Raw genomic sequence first — 17297 nt, 5'->3', positions numbered from 1 at the left:
CGCTTTTTCCTTGACCTCGTCCCGCTTGCCGTCCTAACCGCAGCGCAACAATCCCTGACGGCGAGGATGGCGATGAAGGTTCTTCTGATCGGATCGGGCGGCCGCGAGCATGCGCTTGCATGGAAGATCGCGCAGTCGCCGAGACTGACCACACTTTATGCCGCGCCCGGCAATCCAGGCATCGCCGAAGAGGCCACGATCGTTGCCCTCGACACGGAAAATCAGGCGGCCGTCGTCGATTTCTGCCGCAACCATGCGATCGACTTCGTGGTCGTCGGTCCCGAAGCGCCGCTGGTCGCCGGCCTTGGCGACGCGCTTCGCGCCGCAGGCATCCCGGTTTTCGGCCCTTCGGCCGCAGCAGCCCGGCTTGAAGGATCAAAAGGCTTCACCAAGGACCTCTGCGCGCGCTACGGAATACCGACCGGCGCCTATAAACGCTTCGCCGATGCCGAAGCCGCCAAAGCCTATGTGCGCGAGCAGGGCGCGCCGATCGTCATCAAGGCGGACGGGCTTGCCGCAGGCAAGGGCGTGACCGTCGCGATGACCCTCGACGAGGCCCTTGTCGCGGTCGACGAGTGCTTCGCCGGCGCCTTCGGCGCAGCCGGCGCCGAGGTGGTGGTCGAGGCCTATCTCGACGGCGAGGAAGCGAGCTTCTTCTGCCTTTGCGACGGCAAGAGCGTGCTGCCGCTCGCTTCCGCGCAGGACCACAAGCGTGTCGGTGACGGCGACACTGGACCGAACACCGGCGGTATGGGGGCCTATTCGCCCGCGCCCGTCATGACCGCCGAGATGGTCGAACGGACGATGAAAGAGATAATCGAGCCTACCGTCCGCGGCATGGCCGAAAGCGGCTGTTCCTTCAGCGGCGTTTTTTTTGCCGGCCTGATGATCACGGAAAAAGGGCCGGAACTCATCGAATACAATGTCCGCTTCGGCGACCCCGAATGCCAGGTGCTGATGATGCGCCTCGAAAGCGACCTCCTGCCGCTGCTCTACGCGGCGGCCACCGGAACGCTTGAAGGCATGAAAGCAGAATGGCGTGACGACGTTGCTCTGACCGTGGTGATGGCCTCGCGCGGCTATCCGGGCGCCTACGCGAAAAACACGCCGATCGACACCTTGCCCGACGCTTCCGCCGGCACCAAAGTGTTCCATGCCGGTACGGCAATCAAGGACGGCAAGCTGGTTGCAACCGGCGGCCGGGTGCTGAACGTCACCGCCACGGGAAAGACCGTCGCCGAGGCGAAGGACGCAGCCTACGGGGCGCTTGGCGACGTTCACTGGGAGAACGGCTTCTATCGCAGAGACATCGGCTGGCGGGCGGTCGCGCGCGAGACTACCTGACCAGCGCGCCGTAACCGGCACCTCAAAGGCCCGATGGTTCAATTTTTACCATTTCTCCTGACTGTGCAGTAAGGGGAGACCGCTATCCTCACCTCGACCAATCGAGGAAGATCAATGCGTTCTTTGCTGATCACAGCCGTTCTCATATATGCCGCCGGTCCGGCGGCTGCCTCTTCGATCGAGAACATCACCTCCGGCGAGTCCGTCAATTCGAGCGTCGCGACGGTGTCCTGCGCGAATTGCCCGCCATTGCAGCCAAAGAGGAAACCATCTTACGTCGTCCCCGATCTCGCGCCGGGCACGGACCGCGTCGAACTCAAGGAAATTCACGGGGAAGTGAAGTCGGTCCGCACCGAGGCATGGCTGGGCGGTTCGCCGGTGGTTTTCGTAAACAGGGCATCTGAGGAGGCGATTCGGGCCGCGGCAATGAAGCCCGGCGAGCCGGCCGCAGCAGATCCTTCGGCGAGCACCCTCGCCGCCGGGACCGCAGAAATCGCTATCGACGAGACCGCAAAAACCGCCGCGGTCGCCACGATCACGCACGGCGCGCCGGTTGCCGCGTCCATGACCAGCGACCGTTCACGGAAAATTGATCCGGCTGCTTTTAATCTTCGCCTAAATTGACACCATATCATTAAGGTTCCCTGCCCCAGTCAGTCGACGTTCAAGGCTGACGGGCAATTCGCTGCAACGGCGAGAGGTTGCGCCCCTGAGAGAAGCAGGGGCGTAATCTTTAGAGCGGTACCCCAACTCAACGACTGGATTTGCCGCCGACCCTCGCGACCAGCGTCTCTATCTCACGGTCGGAATAGACCTCGATGCCGTTGGCGCGCAGCAGCGCGGCCGTCACGCCCTCACCCGCAACAGCCACGCCGCGGAACCGGCCGTCATAGATGAAGCCGGAGCCGCAAGACGGGCTGCCGTCGATCAGCAGTGCAAACCGGCAATTCGTCTCGCGTGCGAGCGCAAGCGCATTCTCCGCTGCGCGGCGGAACTCCTCCGTCACATCACCGCCCGTCTTCTCGAGGACGCGGGTCCTGCCGGCGAGCACGTCGGCACCGGTCCGGCCGCCTTCGATCTCGGCGGGCGGGCGCGGCACCGGCATGCCGGCCGACATTTCCGGACAGATCGCCACGAGCCGCCCTTCCTTCCTCCAGCGGTCGACTGCCGGGTGCGCAAGCGGCTTCGACGCGCCGTCGTAACGCACGGCATGTCCCATGAGGCAGGCACTGACGAGAATCCTGGCGGTCATGGGCTTTCATAGCGGTCAGCCGATAACGCGACAAGCTTCGGCGCGCGGGAAGGTCCGGGTTATCCGGTGATCTTCGAAAAGTCCGCCACCTCCCCCGTCGCCGAGCGGATGAGCCCCAGGAGCGCGAGGCGGTTGGCACGGATCGCCTTGTCCTCGTCATTGACGAGAACGTCGTTGAAGAAATCGTCGACCGGCTCGCGCAGTTTAGAGAGCGCCTCCATGGCCGAGCGGAAATCCTCCTTGACGATCGCGTCGCGCGCATCGCCCGATGCGACCTTGATCGAAGCATGCAGCATCCGCTCGGCATCCAGCCGGAACAGGTCTTCGTCGACCGAAGCGGCCACTTCCGTGCCCTTCTTCTCTTCCGCCGCGAGAATTTGCGTCGCGCGCTTGGTGCCGGCGAGCAGGTTCCTGCCCTCCTCGGCCGTGATGAAGGCGGTGAGCGCCTCGACGCGACGGGCTATCATCAACAGGTCGTCCGCATCGGGGGCGAGCACCGCATCGATCAGATCGTATCGGGCGCCGAGATCGCGCAGGTAGACTTTCAGACGATCGTGGAAGAAGGCGAGCAGATCGGAGGAAATGTCGGCGGCGATGTCCGGGCGCTGTGCCTTGAGTGCGGCCAGGGCGACATCGAAACAGGGCAGGAGCGGCAGCCGGGCCCTTCCCTCCAGAATGAGCCGGATCACGCCGAGTGCCGCGCGACGCAGCGCATAGGGGTCCTTCGATCCGGTCGGCTTTTCGTCGATCGCCCAGAAGCCGACGAGCGTGTCGAGCTTGTCGGCAAGCGCCACCGTTACCGGCACGGGATCGGTCGGCACACGGTCGGATGGCCCCTGCGGCTTGTAGTGATCCTCGATCGCATTGGCGACGGCCGAGCTTTCACCCTGCAGGACCGCATATTTGTGGCCCATGATGCCCTGCAGTTCCGGGAATTCGCCGACTGCCTCCGTGCGAAGGTCAGCCTTGGCGAGGACAGCCGCACGATCGACGGAGACCGCATCGGCACCGGTGACCTTGGCGAGTGCTGCGGCGAGCGAGCGGATGCGAGCGACGCGCTCTCCCTGCGTGCCGAGCTTGGCATGGAACGTGACGTTCAGGGCGTCGAGCTTCGCCATCCGCTGATCGAGAGGCTTCTTCAGATCGAGCCCGAATCTCTCGGCGGATGCCGTCAATGTTTCAAGATCAGGCAGATCGCCCTGATCTCGCTTCCAGAAATGCGCCGCGTCGGAGAGCCGCGCACGTACGACCTTGCCATTGCCGTGGACGATCTCCTTGCCACCGTCCTTCGCCTCGATATTCGAAACGAGGATGAACCGGTTGGACAGCGTTTCGGCGCCCGGTCTGCGCGTGACGAAGCATTTCTGATTGGTCTTGATCGTGAGCCGGATGATCTCGGACGGAATTTCGAGATAGCTCTCCTCGAAGCTGCCCATCAGCACGCGCGGCCATTCGACGAGACCGGCAACTTCTTCCAGGAGGCCCTCGTCCTCGACGAGTTCCAGGCCATTGGCGAAGGCGATATTGTGGGCGTCGGCGGAGATGATCTCCTTGCGGCGCTCCGCATCTATCACGACCTTCGCTTTTTCGAGCTTCTCCGCATAATCGGCGAAGCGGCGGACCGTGATTGCCTCCGGCGCGTGGAAACGGTGACCGTAGGTTATGTTCGAAGCGACGATACCGTCGACTTCGAAGGGGATCACCTTCGTCTCGTCGTGTTCCGCGCCGAAGGTGCAGACGATCGACTGCAGCGGCCGGACCCAGCGAAGGCTGCCCGGCTTCGCGGAGGCGGCCCCGGAGCGCATGGATTTCGGCCAGGGAAAGTCGCGGATGATCGCCGGCATCGCATCGGCGACGATCTCTTCCGCCTCCCGCCCTGGCCTGACGATGTGTGCGACGTAGAAATCGCCCTTCTTCGGGTCGTTATGGACATGAGCCTCGCTGATGGACGAGAGGCCTGCGGCGCGGAGAAAGCCTTCGATCGCCTTCTCGTTCGCGTCGATGCGCGGACCCTTGCGCTCCTCGCGCACATCGGCGGACCGCGCGGTCAGGCCGCGGATGTCGAGCGTCAGCCGCCGCGGCGTCCAGTATTCCCGCGCGCCCTCGTAGGTCAGGCCGGACTCGACCAGAGCATCCGTCACCAGCTTCTTCAGGTCGCCGGCCGCCTTGCGCTGCATGCGGGCGGGAATTTCTTCGGAGCGCAATTCAATAAGGAGATCAGGCATGAATTCGAGACTTCGTTCTGTTCCGGAAGGTTGCGGCGGGAGCTAAAGCGCGTCGCGTTCAATCGAATTCATGCGCTGCGCTTTAAGCTGTTGTTTTTGTGCATGTCGTCATTCCAAAACCGCTATGCACTTTTGGGCGACATGCCTTAGCAAGCTCTGGCGAAAATGTCATCACGGCCGGCGAGGAAATCGGCTGTCACCAGCCGCCGCCGCCTCCGCCTCCCCCGCCGCCGCCGGAAAAGCCGCCGCCGGAAGAGAAGCCCGAGGACGAACTCTTCGGAGGTGGTGGCAACGAAGATGTCATCGTATCCGCCATCGAACCGGCGAAACCGCCGATCGTATCGGTGAAGGATCCGGAGCCGAAGCTGTCGCCATGATACCAGCTCGGCTGATAGGCCGCGGCCGCAGCGCCGGCGGAAGCCGCAAGCAGCCACCGCTCGAACGTCTCGCTCCAGGGCTTCTCCACGCCGAGGGCGACGGCATACGGCAGCAGGGTCTCGAAATGCCGCGGCGACATTTCCGGTGCGCCCCGCATGTTCAGGCGGTCCTTCTCGGCGAGCGTCAGATATTGCCTGAGCCCGTCGATGCCATCCATCATGCGCGTGCCGAGCGGCGTTGGGGCGCCCATGAGGTAGTAGAAAAGCCCGTTGACGAGGACGATGCCCCCGATCGCGAAGAACAGTGGCAGGTCACCCGGATCGCTCGCCGAAAAGATAAGGGCGGCGAGAATGCTCGAAAAAACGGTGAACAGCACGAAGCCGATGAAGGCAAGTACGACGATCGAAAGAATGCGGCGCGTAAGGTTCGACCCGCGCCGCAGCGATTTGCCGACGGAAACGGCGAAGACGGAAACGAAGATGGCGAGAAAGACCGGGACGATAACGAAAGGAACGCTGTCTTCGCTCAGGTCGCCGAAGATGAAGAGCGCCGCGAGGGTGGCGATCGAAAGGACGATGCCGCCGAGGACATAGCCGCTATTGGCGCGGTAATACTTGCCGCGATGCTCGCGCTCCATCGCACTGCGGAAATCGGAACCGGCCGCCTGGATTTTCTTGCCGTTCGCCCGGTCGATAGTGAGCTTGCCGCCAGCCGCATCGACCGCTTTCATCAAGGCCGCCTCGCCGGTCGGCAGCTTCTCTGCGTTCTTGCCCGTGGCGGTGATGACGACCGCGTTCTTCAGGTCTTCGAGGATGACGTGCCCCTTGACCGCGAGGTTGAGCGCGGCAGCTGAAAGAGCCGTCCATCCCTCGCCGGAGAAGCCCTTGCCGTCTATATAGTTGACGAGCGCTGGCGAGATACCGTCGGGCGGATCCCAGCGCGGAACCATGACTCCGCGGGCCGGGTCGCGGCCGACGCGCGCCCAGGCGCGCCCGTAATAGAGGAGGACGAAGAGCAGGCCGGCGCCGGCGATAACCAGGGTCATGTGATCGCGCAGCCACCAGATATTTTCCTGGGACGAGGTTGGCCGTTCGATACTGCCCTTGGGCAGCTTAATCGCGACGGTCAGTCCTTCCTGCGGGCGCAGCCGGCGCGTGGTCGCGAAGAAGATCTCGTCCCCCTCCTCCACCGCGCGCGCATCCTTTTCCGTCGCGCCATAGCCGCCGGTAAAGACGTCGAGCGCCTGCGCTTTCACACCCGCCGGCAAAGTCACCGTGGCGGTCGCCTCCTCGATCGGAAAGGCCCACTCGGTTCCGGTCACGTTCCAATAGAGTTCGTCGTGATCATCGAAAAAGCGTATCTGCCGGCGCGTCTCGTAGGTGATCTGAAAAGTGTGCTCGCCGCGCGGCAGGAGAACGTCGGCGCTGCCCGTATAAATACGGATACCGCCGCTGATCTGTTCCGTGCGGTATTCCTCTTCGTCCCCATCCCGCTCGACGGAGAGGAGCTTGAAGTCGACCTTGCTGCGGCCGCCGCGCTCGTCGACTGATGTCAGCGGAAAGTCGCGATAGATGCCGCGCTGGATGCGATTGCCTTCGACATTCGCCGTAATCGTCTCGGTGACCGTGAGCGTGCCGTCCTTCGCAACGTCGATCACCGAATGATAGGCGGAGATGAACTCTTCCGCCGCCGCGACAAGCGGAGCGGAGAGAACGAAGGTGACGAGCGCAAGCGCCGCGAAAAGCCGCCTCATCAGGATTTCCCTTTCCAGGCCCTTCAGAAAAGTGTGCAACGGTTTTTCGTCCGGAAGTGCGTGGTTTAAAAGCGATAGATCGTCTTGAATCGATTCAGTGAAATGGATCTAGAACTTGACCGCGGGAACCGCGCGGTCCGCCTCGTTGGTGATCTCGAAATAGCTGGCTTTGGCGAAGCGAAAGGCGTTGGCGATCAGATTCGACGGGAAGCTCTCGACCTTGACATTGAGATCGCGCGCTGCGCCGTTGTAATAGCGCCGGGACATCTGGATCTCGCTCTCGATCGTTTCCAGCGAACGCTGGAGTTCTGCGAAATTCTCGTTGGCCTTCAGGTCCGGATAGGCTTCGGCGAGCGCGAAGACGCGGCCAAGCGCCTGCGAGAGGGCGCCCTCGGCGGCGGCCCGCGCCGCGACATCGCCTTCGGGCACCGCCCGGGCCTGGTTGCGCAGCGTAACGACTTCCTCGAGCGTCGACTTTTCATGGGCGGCGTAGCCCCGCACCGTCTCGATCAGATTCGGGATGAGATCGGCGCGACGCTTCAACTGCACGTCAATCCCGGACCAGGCCTCTTCGGCCATCTGCCGCGCCTTGACCAGACCGTTATAGACGAAGACGAGATAAAGAATAACGGCGACGCCAATTGCCAGCCAGATCATCAAATCCTCCCTGCGATCACGGCGACCTCAGGTCGATTCACCTGACATCAACGTGGCTGAAACCATCGAGACGCCACCGACCATTCGCAGCGGCGCTTAACGACAAGACATTTCTGCATCAAACCGGCGGAACCACAAGTCTGCCGCGCCGCTTCCGGTTCAGCCTTGCTTCAGACCCGCTCAGCAGGTCATGCCGGCGCCTTCAGCTTCAGGATGTTCCGCCGGTAACGGCAGGACATCGCCGGATGCTCGATAGTCGATCCATCGAACAACCACAACGCTTAGTGTCCGCCATGAACTCGCCCGTAAGCCTCATCAACGTGATCGCCTTTAGCGCCCTCTTCGCAACTCATGCAAGCGCTGCTCCGATCGAGCGGCCAAGCGGTGTGCGCCGGGCGCTGCAGATCTACGCCGGCGAGTTGTCGAGCGTCAGACCCCTGATTTCCGGACCGAAGTGGCGGCTCGATGGCAGCGAGTATTTCTGCTCGCAACGGCTGAACCAGCCCGTCCCATGCGGCCGGAGGACCTTCGCGGGCTCTTGATCAGGCCGCTTGCCTGTTCCAGTTGGCCCCGCCGGCTTCGGTCATCAGGAAGGCCTCGCCGCAGGCTTTTGCGAGCGTACGCACGCGCAGGATGTAACTCTGACGCTCCGTCACCGAAATCACGCCGCGCGCATCCAGAAGATTGAAGACGTGACTCGCCTTGATGCACTGGTCGTAGGCGGGGAAGACGCATTTGTGCAGGCGATTGTTGCTGACGTCATCAGGCGCACCGGCGGCCAGCAATGCCAGGCACTCCTTCTCCGCATCGATGAAATGCTGAAGCAGCATCGCCGTATTGGCGTATTCAAAATTGTGCCGCGAATATTCCTGCTCCGCCTGCAGGAAGACATCGCCATAGGAGATCTTCTCGGCGCCTTCGCGGCCGTTGAAGTTGAGGTCGTAGACATTATCGACGCCCTGGACATACATCGCCAGGCGCTCGAGACCGTAGGTCAGTTCGCCTGAAACCGGAGAGCATTCGATGCCGCAAACCTGCTGGAAATAGGTGAACTGCGAGACTTCCATGCCGTCGCACCAGCACTCCCAGCCAAGGCCCCAGGCGCCGAGCGTCGGGCTTTCCCAGTCGTCCTCGACGAAACGGATGTCGTGCAGAAGCGGATCGAGGCCGATCGCCTCGAGCGAGCCGAGATAGAGTTCCTGCAGATTGGAAGGGTTCGGCTTCAAGATCACCTGATATTGGTAATAATGCTGCAGCCGGTTGGGGTTCTCGCCATAGCGGCCGTCGGTCGGACGCCTCGACGGCTGCACATAGGCCGCACGCCAAGGTTTCGGCCCGAGCGCCCTCAGCGTGGTCGCCGGATGGAACGTACCTGCGCCTACCTCCATGTCGTAGGGCTGGAGGACGGCGCAACCCTTGTCGGCCCAATAGTTGTGCAACGTCAAGATCAGCGCCTGAAAGGAACGCTTCGGGTTCATGTGGTCCGGGAGGGGAGCGGTGGTCATGGGATCCAGGTCCGAATTCGTCGAGATTTGCGGGGACAGGTGCCATGCTGCAGGGCGAGGGTCAAGCGTCTTGCCGCAGCCGCATTCGCTCGGGCAGCCTTACTCGTCGTCACGCTTCAGGCGGTACTCGCCGGTCTTGGGGTCTTTGACGAGCGTGCCGTTGGCGCCGGTCTCACGCTGCCGGCGAAGCCGTTCGCGCTGGCGCGTCAGCTTCTCGGCGTCCGCGATGAACTTGCGATAGCCGATCCAGGCAATCACAGCGATAATCAGAAGCAGGATGATCTGCGGCATGGTTCCTCCTCTGCACATCCCTCGGCCGAACGGCGGCGTGAGGGGATGCAGCAAATCGAAGTGTTAGCGCGCTCTTGCCGTACTGGCCAGATGCCGCGGACCGTCCTTCAAAAACGCGTCCTCACGCGCGAAGCAAGGACAGCTCAAAGACCGAAACGCGCCCAGAGCGCCCTTTCCTCGACGGCGTCGACGAGACCAGCAGCCGCCGACGCCACGAGCGGCGCGGCCATTGCTCCGGCCACGGCCGCTCCAGGCTGGCGCCGTCCGAAGAGGCTCCGCGCCGGCTGTATCAGCTCGAGCCGCGCCTTTTCCCCATACCGTTTCTTGACTTCGCTGCGCATGTCCCCGAGAGCGTCGACAAGGCCGAGTTCCTGGCCGCGTTGCCCCGTCCAGAACAGTCCTGAGAAAAGATCCGGATGGTCGGCCAGGAGCGAGCCGCGTCTGCTCTTGACCATCTGGATGAAAACATCGTGGATCTCGAGCTGCAAACCCTTGAGAAATTCGACGTCGCGCTCCTTCTCCGGCTGGAATGGATCGAGGACCACCTTGTTTTCGCCCGCCGTGTAGACCCGCCTTTCGACCCCGATCTTCTTGAGAAGATCGGGGAAACCGAAGCCGCCCGAAACGACCCCGATGGAACCGACGATCGATGTCGGATCGGCTATGATCTCGTCGCCCGCAAGCGCGATCATGTAACCGCCGGACGCCGCCACATGCTCGACGAAGATCAGTACGCGCTTCCTCTTCTCCTGCGCGAGATCGCGGATGCGCTGGTAAATGAATCGGGACTGCACCGGCGAACCGCCCGGAGAGTTGATGGAGATGGCAACCGCGGGAGCCTCTTTGACGGAAAAGGCCTTTTCGAGCAGCGGTGCAACGGTCGCAAGATTGAGAACCGGGCGGAACTGGCTGCCGCCAGCCATGATCGCGCCATGCAGCCTGATCGCCGGAATCGTCACACCATCCCGGCGAAAGCGCTTCGGCATTAGTTTTCTGAAGAATCCGGCCATCTCAACTCCTGCCCGCTGCAAATTCTGCATGTGTCCCTCAATCCTAACCGATTTGAGGACAAAGACATGCGGCAATCCAAACTGCCGTCGTGCATGTATGCATTGGCGACGCAAACGCAATGGCGTGCTTACGGTTAATCACCGGCGATGATAGGCCGCGCGGCCATTATTGAGATCGTCGACCTCCGGCGAGAAGCGGTGGCCCTCTCCGTGCATGACGAGCGGCGCGCGCATCGCCAGCCGTTTGCGGCTCTGCTTGATCGCGGAAACCAGGATGCGCACGGCATTTTCGCCCGCCCGCGGCAAGAGCGGCGTGATCTCTATGCCGCCGAAGCGGCGACCGCAGGCCGCGATGATCCCGGCAATCGATTCCGGCCGGGCGATCAGAGAGAGCTGCCCGCCCGGCTTCATGATCGCCCCGGCCGTTTTGATCCAGACCTCGAACACGTCGTCGCTCATGGCGTGGGCTTCCGCTTTGAGCCGGTCGGGCGTCCTGCGGTCCGCGGCATCGTTGAAGGGCGGATTCATGATCACGTGGTCGAAACTGTCGTCGGGAAGGCCTGCGGCGACGCGCGCCTTTCCGCTCAACGAGACATCGGCTTCGAGCACCGAGACGCGGCCGGCGAAATGCGCATTTTGGGGCAAGGCGAGGCTGCGGCGCGCGAAATCCGCCATGACCGCCGAACGCTCGACCAGCAGCACCTCGGCCCCTTCGATCCGTGACGCGACGGCCATGCCGGCCGCCCCGGCGCCGGCGCCGAGATCCGCTACGCGGCAAGCGCTGCGGCAGGAGACGAGGGAAGCGAGCAGCATCGCGTCCATCCCCGAACGGTGCCCCTGACCAAGCGGCTGGACCAGGTGGAACCTGCCGCGGTGGAAAGCATCCACCGTCTCCGGAATTCCTGTCATGCCGGTTACCGCCTCGCGAAAGGGACGCAGCCGGTCATTGCCGCAACTCCGTTTCAAGGCCCGCGTCGACCAGAATGCGCCGGGCCCGGTCGGCATCGTCCTCGGCGACGAGAAAGCGCCGCGGCAGCAGGCCGAGCGATCCTTCGAGGATGCTCATGTCCTGATCGGCGATAAGGCATCCGATGCCTGCGTCCTTCATCAGGCTCTCCGCAAAGGAAAGAAGGACGGCATCATTGGTACGGATCAGTTCTTTCATCCGGCTCTATTTTCCTGTCTTAAAGCTGCGGGCGGGGCAATTCGCCTCTTGCCGCCCGAAGCCCCTCTTTCTATTGTCGAACCCGCAACGAAACAGGAGTCCGGGCGTTGGGCGTAGTGATACCGCTGGAAGACAATAAAAACAAACAGGCATCCGTGAAGCCGCTTGTCGACCTGACGCTGCCCGACATGGAGCGGGTCAACCAGCTCATTCTTTCCAAGGCCGGCTCCGACGTCCAGATGATCCCGGAGGTCGCCAATCACCTGATTTCCTCGGGCGGCAAACGGCTCCGGCCGATGCTGACGCTCGCCGCCGCTTCGATGTACGGCTACGAGGGAGATGGCCACATCAAACTCGCGACCAGCGTCGAATTCATGCACACGGCGACCCTTTTGCACGACGACGTGGTCGACGAGAGCGATCTGAGGCGCGGCAAATCGACGGCGCGGACGATCTGGGGCAATCAGGCAAGCGTGCTCGTCGGCGATTTCCTGCTCGGGCAGGCTTTCCGCATGATGGTCGACGTCGGCTCGCTCGACGCACTCGACGTGCTTTCGACCGCCGCATCGGTGATCGCGGAAGGCGAGGTGCTGCAGCTTTCGGTCGCCAAGAACATGGAGACAACCGAGGACGATTATCTGCAGGTCATTCGCGCCAAGACGGCGGCACTCTTCGCCGCCGCCTCCGAGGTCGGGCCGATCGTCGCAAGCGCAAGCAAGGCCGACCGCAACGCGCTGAAATCCTACGGCACCAATCTCGGCCTTGCCTTCCAGCTGGTCGACGACGTTCTCGACTACGGCGGGTCGTCGAGCGATCTCGGCAAGAATGTCGGAGACGATTTTCGCGAGGGCAAGATCACGCTGCCGGTCATTCTCTCCTACAGGCGCGGCACGCCGCAGGATCGGGCGTTCTGGCGCGAGGCGATCGAGGGCGGGGCAAGCGACGCGGCAAACCTCGAAAAGGCTCTGACTCTCATCCGTCGCTACGGGGGCCTGACGGATACGATCGCCCGCGCCAAGCACTACGGCACGATCGCCCGAGACGCGCTCGCGCCGTTGCCGGCTTCGCCATGGAAATCGGCGCTCGTCGAGGTGATCGATTTCTGCATCGAACGGGTAAGCTGAGCCACTTCATGCATCCTTGCGTCGCGGCCGATTCAAGGGCGGACCTTGTAGCGAATCAAGGCGTTACAGCCGACCTTGGGCGTCTGGCAGGATGCACGGCGCTGCAGGAGCGGCGGTCAGCAGCCTCCCGGAGGATTTTCTTGCCGCGCTGCGCCAAAAAAGCCATTCTATTTTTTAAGACTTGCGCCCGATTTCCAATCGGCTCCGGGCCAACCAGCGGTGGCGCCTCCAATCGTGCCATCGGCAATGAAAGGTTTGATATGCGGCAGAATACATTCCTTCGCCTTCTCAGCGGCGCGGCAATGCTGGTTCTTGCAACGGTGGCCGGCAGCCAGCAGGCCTTCGCCGAGGAAAAGGCGCCGGTCGAAGACGCCGAGCCTTTCGATATCAGGAGCGTCAACACCTTTGCCGGCGCCTTCCTTGCGGCGCGCACGGCGGATGTCGACCGCGACTTTACGGCTGCAACCGAGCTCTATCGTACCGCGCTCAGGTTCGAGCCCGGCAACAACGAGGTCAGGCAGCGGCTGATGATCACCCTGCTGATGAGCGGCAAGTTCGACGAGGGCGTCAAGATCGCCGAAGATCTGAAATCCGATCCCGCCGTCGAAAGGATCACCACGGTGGTTCGCGCGATCGAAGCGATCCGCAAGCGCGAATACCGCAATGCACAGAAGCTCCTGAACTACCAGGGCCCGAACGATCTCGACCGGCTGATGAGTTCGCTGCTTTCCGCCTGGGCCAAGTTCGGCCAGGGCCGCTCGAAGGAAGCGCTGGCGCAGATCAAGAATCTGGACGGCCCGGAATGGTTCCGGATCTTCAGGAACTATCATGCCGGCGCGATCGCTCTTGCAGCCGGCGACAAGACAACTGCACGGGCGCGGCTGAACGACGCTATTCTTGACCGCGAAGGCGGCGGCGCCGCGCCCGACACCTTCATGCGGGCCGTCGAAGCGCTGGCGCGATTCGAAGCGCGTGAGGGCAACAAGCAAAAGGCACTGGATACGATCGCCGTCGGTGAAAACCTCGTCAACAACTACACGCCGCTTGAGGCGCTGAGAAAGAGCATCGAGGAAGGCAAGCCCCAGGAGCAGCAGGTGCGCAACGCCGTCGAAGGCGCCGCCGCCGTGCTCTTTTCGATCGGAGGCGCACTCAATCGCGAAGGCGCGGAAGACATCGTTTCGCTCTACCTGCAGACGGCGCGGCGACTCGATCCGGATAGCGCCGACGTCCTCGTGATGCTCGGGGGAATCGCCGAAAACCTGAAGAAGCCTGAAGAGGCGATAGAGCTCTACAAGAGCGTGCCCGGCAATTCGCCGATGCGCCGTCTCTCCGAGCTTCAGCTTGGCCTCAGCCTTGCCAGTGTCGGCAAGGTCGACGAGGCGAAAAGGCACCTGAAGGCGCTGATCGACGTCGATCCCAAGAACATCCGCAACTATCTCGCCTATGGCAGCGTGTTATCCGACGCCAAGGACTACAAGGAGATGGGCGAGCTGTACGACCGGGCCGTCGCTGCGATCGGTCCCGTGCCGAAGCGGAGCGACTGGACCGTCTTCTTCCAGCGCGGTATCGCCTATGAGCGGCAGAAGCTGTGGGAGAAGGCGGAGCCGAACTTTCGCAAGGCGCTGGAGCTCAACCCGGACCAGCCGCAGGTGCTGAACTATCTCGGCTATTCCTGGGTCGACATGAACGTCAATCTCGAGGACGGGCTCGAGATGATCCGCAAGGCGGTCGAGCTCAAGCCCGACGACGGCTATATCGTCGACTCGCTAGGCTGGGCTTATTTCCGCATGGGCCGTTTCGACGAAGCCGTAACGGAACTCGAGCGCGCGGCTGAACTGATGGCCGGCGACGCGACGATCAACGACCACCTGGGCGACGCCTATTGGCGCGTCGGGCGCAAGCTCGAAGCAGTGTTCCAGTGGAACCAGGCGCTTGAGCTGAAGCCCGAGGAAGCGGAGATTCCGAAGATCAAGGCCAAGATCGAAAACGGTCTGCCGCCGCTGAAGGAACCGGTTCCGGCCGCGGCGGACGCCAAGGAAAAGCTGCCGAAAAAGACCGGACCCGAGACGGCGCCGGACAAGAAGTCCTGATTACAACATGCAGGCAGACGGCGTTCCGGGCTTCGCACTGACCTTTGCGGCGCCCGCCAAGATCAATCTTGCGCTGCACGTCGTCGGGCAGCGCGCCGACGGCCATCACCTGCTGGAAAGCCTGGTGACCTTTGCCGGATGCGGCGACCGGATCGGACTGTCTGCGGCGGATGCGGACCGCTTCACGGTGTCGGGCCGCTTTGCGAAGGGCCTGCCGCTTTCAGCCGGGGACAGTACCGGCAATCTCGTGCTCCGGGCCCGTGACCTGTTGCGGCGCGAGCTTGCGACACAGGGTAGAACGGCCGGTCCCGTCCATCTGCATCTCGAGAAGAACCTGCCGCTAGCCTCCGGGATCGGCGGCGGTTCGGCCGACGCAGCCGCGACATTGCGCGCTCTGCTGTCGCTCTGGAGCGCGTCCGTCGAACCGGCAAAGCTCAACAGCCTCGCGCTGGCGCTCGGTGCGGACGTGCCCATGTGTCTCGACGGCCGCCCTCTCCTCGCGAGAGGCGTCGGCGAAAAAATCACGCCTCTTCCGCAACTGCCTTCTTTTGCGGCCGTCCTCGTCAATCCTCTGGTCGCAGTCTCCACGCCGGTCATCTTCCGCTCGCTCGTCAGCAAGACCAATCCACCGCTCGTCCTGCCTGAAGATGCCCGCTCGCCGGCCGAATGGCTGACGGCGATGGCCGCCATGCGGAACGATCTGGAGCCGCCGGCGCGCGTGCAAGAGCCGGCCGTCGCAACGGTCTCGACCGCATTGGAGGACGCAGGCGCCGCGCTCGTGCGGATGTCCGGCTCCGGCGCCACCTGCTTCGGACTGTTTGCAGACGAGAAAAGCGCCGCGCTTGCGGCCGAAACGATTTCCGCCGGGCACCCGCGATGGTACGTTCAGGCGACGCGAACCGCTGGAAAATAGGATAACGCCAGAAATGCCCAGCCTCGACGAAAGACGTCCCTTCATCCCTGTCGGCATCGCCGTACTGACGGTCTCGGACACGCGGACGCGCGCGGACGACAAGTCCGGCGACGTGCTCGAAGCGAGGATCCGGGAGGCCGGCCACCGGCTCGAGGCGCGGGCGATCGTTCCCGACGACCCCGAAAAGATCCACGAGCAGGTGAAGGCCTGGACGCTCGACGCCGCAATCGACGTCGTCATTACGACCGGCGGCACCGGCTTCACGGGCCGAGACGTGACGCCGGAAGCGCTGGAGCCACTTTTCGAAAAACGCATGGACGGCTTTTCCGAAGTATTTCACCGGATCTCCTACGACAAGATCGGCACGTCGACGATACAGTCTCGCGCAACCGGCGGGGTCGCCAACGCCACGTTCATATTCGTTCTCCCCGGATCGCCCGGCGCCTGCAAGGACGCCTGGGACGGGATCCTGAAGCAGCAACTCGACTACCGGCACATGCCGTGCAATTTCGTCGAGATCATGCCGCGGCTCGACGAGCACCTGAAGCGCGGCTGACGTTTTTTCGTGTTCCGTTTGGAACAGCCGCAGCGGCGGAATCCCGCTAGTTTCTCTTTGTCGGCTTGGCTCGAAGCGGGCAAGGCAAGCACCATCTATTGCTTCGAGCGAATGCTGACCTCTTTCCGGGGCAATATTGGGAAAGAGAGAAAACATACGACGGGCTGCCCATTCGAAATGGTGGGCATGCATGGCAAGACATTTTCACAGACAAGGTCATTTGAGAGCCACTTTGGGGGTACCGAAAGGTACGCCCCATTCTTGCTTCGCAGACGCGGCTCAGCTGCGGGCTACGGCCACCATATCACGGCTTCTCGTCGGCCCGGCGCCGGACGTCTAGGAACCGGGCGCCCGGTGCCGTTCTCCGGTCGACCTGTTGCCCAAGGCGACCCAGGCAGGCACGAGCTCGATCGCAAGTTTGCGGGCTGCCCGCCCGCTCGCAAGATCGCTGAGCGGCATCTTGCCGCGCGCTACCGCGATTGCCTCCCCCTTTGCCACCAGGAACCCGGATTCGAGTGGTGGCGCCCTGCCGGTAAGACGTTTCAGAAGCGGCCGCCGATGCATTCGCGACGGCGAAAACCGCGCCGGACTCCTGTTCAGCGAAACATATTCCGCCAGCTCATCCACCCAGCGGCCGATGGGACGGGCACCTGGTTCGAGGAGCATCAGCCACTCGCCGCGCGCCGAGCGAAGAACCTCACCGAGATCCCAGTCGACGCAAAAGCGGCAGCCAGCCGCATCCGCGACGCTGAGGGATCCGTCGGTCGATCCGTGATCTAGCACGATGACATCGCTGACAAGCCCCTCCACGGCCCCGGCAACGAGCGCCGAAAGCGTCTGTGCCAGTTCCGCTTCGTTGTCCTTCGTTTCCATGATGACCGTCAGCATAGCCGTTCCTACCGCATTGCAGCGCCGAATGCTACAAGCGCGCGCCCGGACGCGCGCCCGATATTTGTTCTTGCTTTGTTCCGACATCTGCGCTAGGAAAATAATCAGCACGAAGCGGAGCCGAGCATGGTTCCGGGGAGATTTCG

At 62.9% G+C, this 17297-nt stretch carries 17 protein-coding genes; 7 read left to right on the top strand and 10 right to left on the bottom strand.

Features of this window, described 5'->3' with window-relative positions; genetic code table 11:
- Positions 1–72: 72 nt before the first annotated feature.
- The gene (gene purD / locus SINAR_RS0113985; protein ID WP_027999676.1) at positions 73–1344 is read left to right on the top strand and encodes a phosphoribosylamine--glycine ligase; all 1272 of its coding nucleotides are present in this window, start codon (positions 73–75) and stop codon (positions 1342–1344) included.
- Between the two features lie 114 nt (positions 1345–1458).
- A complete protein-coding gene (locus SINAR_RS0113980; protein WP_027999675.1) occupies positions 1459–1968 on the top strand; it encodes a plant virulence effector HPE1-like domain-containing protein in 510 nt (169 codons plus the stop codon).
- A gap of 127 nt (positions 1969–2095) precedes the next feature.
- Here the strand turns inward: SINAR_RS0113980 and SINAR_RS0113975 are convergent, their stop codons facing one another.
- From SINAR_RS0113975 to SINAR_RS0113960, 4 genes are all read right to left on the bottom strand, one after another.
- Positions 2096–2596 carry a 2-thiouracil desulfurase family protein gene (locus tag SINAR_RS0113975; protein WP_027999674.1) on the bottom strand — a complete coding sequence of 167 codons (501 nt, stop codon included), beginning with the start codon at positions 2594–2596 and terminating at the stop codon, positions 2096–2098.
- Positions 2597–2655: 59 nt separating this feature from the next.
- Positions 2656–4821 carry a glycine--tRNA ligase subunit beta gene (gene glyS, locus SINAR_RS0113970; RefSeq protein WP_027999673.1) on the bottom strand — a complete coding sequence of 722 codons (2166 nt, stop codon included), beginning with the start codon at positions 4819–4821 and terminating at the stop codon, positions 2656–2658.
- A 196-nt stretch (positions 4822–5017) separates the two neighbouring features.
- On the bottom strand, positions 5018–6952 hold the full coding sequence (locus tag SINAR_RS0113965; protein ID WP_027999672.1) for a DUF2207 domain-containing protein: 1935 nt from the start codon (positions 6950–6952) through the stop codon (positions 5018–5020).
- A gap of 108 nt (positions 6953–7060) precedes the next feature.
- Positions 7061–7609, bottom strand: coding sequence for a LemA family protein (locus tag SINAR_RS0113960; protein WP_027999671.1), 549 nt, complete (start codon positions 7607–7609; stop codon positions 7061–7063).
- 293 nt (positions 7610–7902) lie between these two features.
- On the opposite strand from SINAR_RS0113960, the gene SINAR_RS0113955 reads away from it, so the two are divergent.
- Positions 7903–8151 (top strand): hypothetical protein, encoded by a 249-nt coding sequence (locus SINAR_RS0113955; RefSeq protein WP_027999670.1) that lies wholly within the window; start codon positions 7903–7905, stop codon positions 8149–8151.
- Here SINAR_RS0113955 and SINAR_RS0113950 read toward each other — a convergent pair whose 3' ends face one another.
- The 5 genes from SINAR_RS0113950 to SINAR_RS0113930 form a co-directional block, all read right to left on the bottom strand.
- On the bottom strand, positions 8152–9114 hold the full coding sequence (locus tag SINAR_RS0113950; protein WP_027999669.1) for a glycine--tRNA ligase subunit alpha: 963 nt from the start codon (positions 9112–9114) through the stop codon (positions 8152–8154).
- A 99-nt stretch (positions 9115–9213) separates the two neighbouring features.
- Entirely contained in the window at positions 9214–9405 is a 192-nt protein-coding gene (locus tag SINAR_RS0113945) for a hypothetical protein (protein ID WP_027999668.1), read from the bottom strand.
- A gap of 143 nt (positions 9406–9548) precedes the next feature.
- Complete coding sequence (locus SINAR_RS0113940; protein WP_027999667.1) at positions 9549–10415, bottom strand: S49 family peptidase; 867 nt, start codon at positions 10413–10415, stop codon at positions 9549–9551.
- 138 nt (positions 10416–10553) lie between these two features.
- Positions 10554–11324, bottom strand: a complete 771-nt coding sequence (locus SINAR_RS0113935) for a tRNA1(Val) (adenine(37)-N6)-methyltransferase (RefSeq protein ID WP_027999666.1) — start codon at positions 11322–11324, stop codon at positions 10554–10556.
- A 34-nt stretch (positions 11325–11358) separates the two neighbouring features.
- Positions 11359–11580 (bottom strand): putative signal transducing protein, encoded by a 222-nt coding sequence (locus SINAR_RS0113930; RefSeq protein ID WP_027999665.1) that lies wholly within the window; start codon positions 11578–11580, stop codon positions 11359–11361.
- A gap of 107 nt (positions 11581–11687) precedes the next feature.
- Here SINAR_RS0113930 and SINAR_RS0113925 point away from each other — a divergent pair, with 107 nt between their 5' ends.
- The 4 genes from SINAR_RS0113925 to moaB all read left to right on the top strand — a co-directional run bounded on the left by SINAR_RS0113925 (position 11688) and on the right by moaB (position 16263).
- The gene (locus tag SINAR_RS0113925; RefSeq protein ID WP_027999664.1) at positions 11688–12704 is read left to right on the top strand and encodes a polyprenyl synthetase family protein; all 1017 of its coding nucleotides are present in this window, start codon (positions 11688–11690) and stop codon (positions 12702–12704) included.
- A gap of 260 nt (positions 12705–12964) precedes the next feature.
- A complete protein-coding gene (locus SINAR_RS0113920; protein WP_027999663.1) occupies positions 12965–14794 on the top strand; it encodes a tetratricopeptide repeat protein in 1830 nt (609 codons plus the stop codon).
- 7 nt (positions 14795–14801) lie between these two features.
- Positions 14802–15707 carry a 4-(cytidine 5'-diphospho)-2-C-methyl-D-erythritol kinase gene (locus SINAR_RS0113915; RefSeq protein WP_027999662.1) on the top strand — a complete coding sequence of 302 codons (906 nt, stop codon included), beginning with the start codon at positions 14802–14804 and terminating at the stop codon, positions 15705–15707.
- Between the two features lie 13 nt (positions 15708–15720).
- The gene (gene moaB, locus SINAR_RS0113910) at positions 15721–16263 is read left to right on the top strand and encodes a molybdenum cofactor biosynthesis protein B (protein ID WP_027999661.1); all 543 of its coding nucleotides are present in this window, start codon (positions 15721–15723) and stop codon (positions 16261–16263) included.
- A 336-nt stretch (positions 16264–16599) separates the two neighbouring features.
- Here the strand turns inward: moaB and SINAR_RS0113905 are convergent, their stop codons facing one another.
- Positions 16600–17151 carry a glycosyltransferase family protein gene (locus SINAR_RS0113905; protein ID WP_027999660.1) on the bottom strand — a complete coding sequence of 184 codons (552 nt, stop codon included), beginning with the start codon at positions 17149–17151 and terminating at the stop codon, positions 16600–16602.
- Positions 17152–17297 lie beyond the last annotated feature (146 nt).

The sequence above is a fragment of the Sinorhizobium arboris LMG 14919 genome (genome assembly GCF_000427465.1).
GTDB classification, from domain to species: Bacteria; Pseudomonadota; Alphaproteobacteria; order Rhizobiales; family Rhizobiaceae; genus Sinorhizobium; species Sinorhizobium arboris.
This window is presented reverse-complemented; position numbering and strand designations above follow the sequence as displayed.

What these genes read in the sequence shown, in the direction of transcription:
- purD (WP_027999676.1), top strand. Translation starts at nt 73, where the DNA reads ATGAAGGTTCTTCTGATCGGATCGGGCGGCCGCGAGCATGCGCTTGCA.
- SINAR_RS0113980 (WP_027999675.1), top strand. Translation starts at nt 1,459, where the DNA reads ATGCGTTCTTTGCTGATCACAGCCGTTCTCATATATGCCGCCGGTCCG.
- SINAR_RS0113975 (WP_027999674.1), bottom strand. Translation starts at nt 2,596, where the DNA reads ATGACCGCCAGGATTCTCGTCAGTGCCTGCCTCATGGGACATGCCGTG.
- glyS (WP_027999673.1), bottom strand. Translation starts at nt 4,821, where the DNA reads ATGCCTGATCTCCTTATTGAATTGCGCTCCGAAGAAATTCCCGCCCGC.
- SINAR_RS0113965 (WP_027999672.1), bottom strand. Translation starts at nt 6,952, where the DNA reads ATGAGGCGGCTTTTCGCGGCGCTTGCGCTCGTCACCTTCGTTCTCTCC.
- SINAR_RS0113960 (WP_027999671.1), bottom strand. Translation starts at nt 7,609, where the DNA reads ATGATCTGGCTGGCAATTGGCGTCGCCGTTATTCTTTATCTCGTCTTC.
- SINAR_RS0113955 (WP_027999670.1), top strand. Translation starts at nt 7,903, where the DNA reads ATGAACTCGCCCGTAAGCCTCATCAACGTGATCGCCTTTAGCGCCCTC.
- SINAR_RS0113950 (WP_027999669.1), bottom strand. Translation starts at nt 9,114, where the DNA reads ATGACCACCGCTCCCCTCCCGGACCACATGAACCCGAAGCGTTCCTTT.
- SINAR_RS0113945 (WP_027999668.1), bottom strand. Translation starts at nt 9,405, where the DNA reads ATGCCGCAGATCATCCTGCTTCTGATTATCGCTGTGATTGCCTGGATC.
- SINAR_RS0113940 (WP_027999667.1), bottom strand. Translation starts at nt 10,415, where the DNA reads ATGGCCGGATTCTTCAGAAAACTAATGCCGAAGCGCTTTCGCCGGGAT.
- SINAR_RS0113935 (WP_027999666.1), bottom strand. Translation starts at nt 11,324, where the DNA reads ATGACAGGAATTCCGGAGACGGTGGATGCTTTCCACCGCGGCAGGTTC.
- SINAR_RS0113930 (WP_027999665.1), bottom strand. Translation starts at nt 11,580, where the DNA reads ATGAAAGAACTGATCCGTACCAATGATGCCGTCCTTCTTTCCTTTGCG.
- SINAR_RS0113920 (WP_027999663.1), top strand. Translation starts at nt 12,965, where the DNA reads ATGCGGCAGAATACATTCCTTCGCCTTCTCAGCGGCGCGGCAATGCTG.
- SINAR_RS0113915 (WP_027999662.1), top strand. Translation starts at nt 14,802, where the DNA reads ATGCAGGCAGACGGCGTTCCGGGCTTCGCACTGACCTTTGCGGCGCCC.
- moaB (WP_027999661.1), top strand. Translation starts at nt 15,721, where the DNA reads ATGCCCAGCCTCGACGAAAGACGTCCCTTCATCCCTGTCGGCATCGCC.
- SINAR_RS0113905 (WP_027999660.1), bottom strand. Translation starts at nt 17,151, where the DNA reads ATGCTGACGGTCATCATGGAAACGAAGGACAACGAAGCGGAACTGGCA.